1 protein-coding gene is annotated in these 1,781 nt (G+C 44.6%); it reads right to left on the bottom strand.

Features of this window, described 5'->3' with window-relative positions; all coding sequences use genetic code 11:
- Positions 1-137: 137 nt before the first annotated feature.
- Entirely contained in the window at positions 138-1,469 is a 1,332-nt protein-coding gene (locus tag FJR37_RS03060) for a dihydrolipoamide acetyltransferase family protein (RefSeq protein WP_168465274.1), read from the bottom strand.
- Between the last annotated feature and the right edge of the window lie 312 nt (positions 1,470-1,781).

The raw sequence follows: 1,781 nt of genomic DNA, 5'->3' as shown, positions 1-1,781 counted from the left end.
CGAGACGAATTGAGTTCTTTGCGGGATAGATGTTTTACATTAAGTTGACACCAATAAGCTTTTGCTTTACCCCTACAAATCTAGGTTTTTCGTGATTTTACAAAAGTCCATGTCCTAAACGTTTTGAGTATAGTCTCTTACATTGTCAAAAACTGAGGATTGGTTTCAATCAACTTCGCTAAGTCTTGCAAGAAGCCGGCAGCATCAGCGCCGTAAATAATGCGATGATCACAGGTGATTGTAACTTGCATTTGTTGACGGACACCAAATAATCCATCAGGTGTAGCAACTACTTGGGGACGTGATGCACCAATGGCTAAAATAGAACCTTGTCCGGGCGGTAAAATGGCATCAAAGGTATCTACACCAAACATTCCTAAGTTGGAGAGGGTGAAAGTACCGCTGTTGTATTCTACTGGTTGTAGTTGTTTAGCTCTAGCGCGTTCTACTAAGGATTTCCAGTTGCGAGATAAAGAGTAGATATCAACTGCATCTGCATTTTGTAAAACGGGTGTGATTAAACCACCATCATCCATGGCTACGGCGACGGAAACGTTAATATTAGGATGATTGACAATTCCTTGGTCTGAGTAGCTGGCATTGAGGATGGGGTGTTTTTGCAATGTCACGGCTACAGCTTTGGCTAGTAGCGCGGTCATTGTTACGCCTTTAGACTTAATTTGTTTGTAAAGTTTATCAAGTCCATCGGTGCTAATTGTGTAACTGACACGGAACACAGGTACGGATAGACTGGCTACCATACCCCGAACTACGGCATTTTGTAAGGTAGTGAATGGTACTACTTGACCGGGAACAGCACTACTAACTACTGGTGCTGCTATTGGTGCTGCTATTGGTGCTGCTGTTGGTGCGGCTACAGGCACAGGTGCTGGGGCGGTTACTGGTACTGGTACTGGTACTGGGGCGGCAGTGACAACAGGGGTAGCAATTGGCTGAACTTTACCAACTGCAACTTCTACATCCTCAGCGACAATGCGACCGTAGGGACCGCTACCTGTGAGGGTATTTAAATCTACTTTGAGTTCTTTGGCTAGTTTACGGGCGCGGGGTGAAACTACGACTCTGCCCGGTTCATGGTTAGAACCATTTTGAGATGCGGTAACAGGGGAGGCAACTGCGGCAACTGCAACTGGTATGGGGGCAGGTGTCGAGGGGGCAGCAGCGTTATCTGCGTTGGCTAGGGACTTGGCTGTGGCTATTTCTGCTTCTGTTTCGGCGATATAAGCGATCGCTGCGCCGACTGGTGCGGTTTCACCGGCAGGAACAATAATATGGGCGAGATATCCTTCATAGAAGGTTTCTACATCCATATCAGCTTTATCTGATTCGACAACCACCACCGTTTCGCCTTTCTCTACTTTATCTCCCGGCGATTTGACCCAGGAGACAATTTTGCCTTCGGTCATGGTGGAACTCAGCGCCGGCATAAATACTTCGTTAATGCTCATGATATGGTGGTTTCAGAATCAATAATATATGGACTTCAATCTACGAATTTTAACAGTTTTGTGATCAAGTGGGTGATTTTTTGGAAAAATCAGATTGATGAAAACTATCTGTTTTTTTTGCACAAAACACAACCGCCTACTTCATTGTCAGCGGTTTGGGGGAATTGAACAGATTTTTGGAAGATAGTTCTTCCTTATCGGTTTCATGATAACAAATCCAAAATCATTTGTCAACCCCCTAATACTCTATTTTTGCGTTTGTATGGGACCCTACAAGAGATAAAATATGCACATAACTTATTGAGTAGGGTG

The organism is Aphanizomenon sp. UHCC 0183 (genome assembly GCF_009712065.1).
GTDB classification, from domain to species: domain Bacteria; phylum Cyanobacteriota; class Cyanobacteriia; order Cyanobacteriales; family Nostocaceae; genus Dolichospermum; species Dolichospermum heterosporum.
Note: the sequence above shows the minus strand (reverse complement) of the source record. Positions and strands in the feature narration are given on the sequence as shown.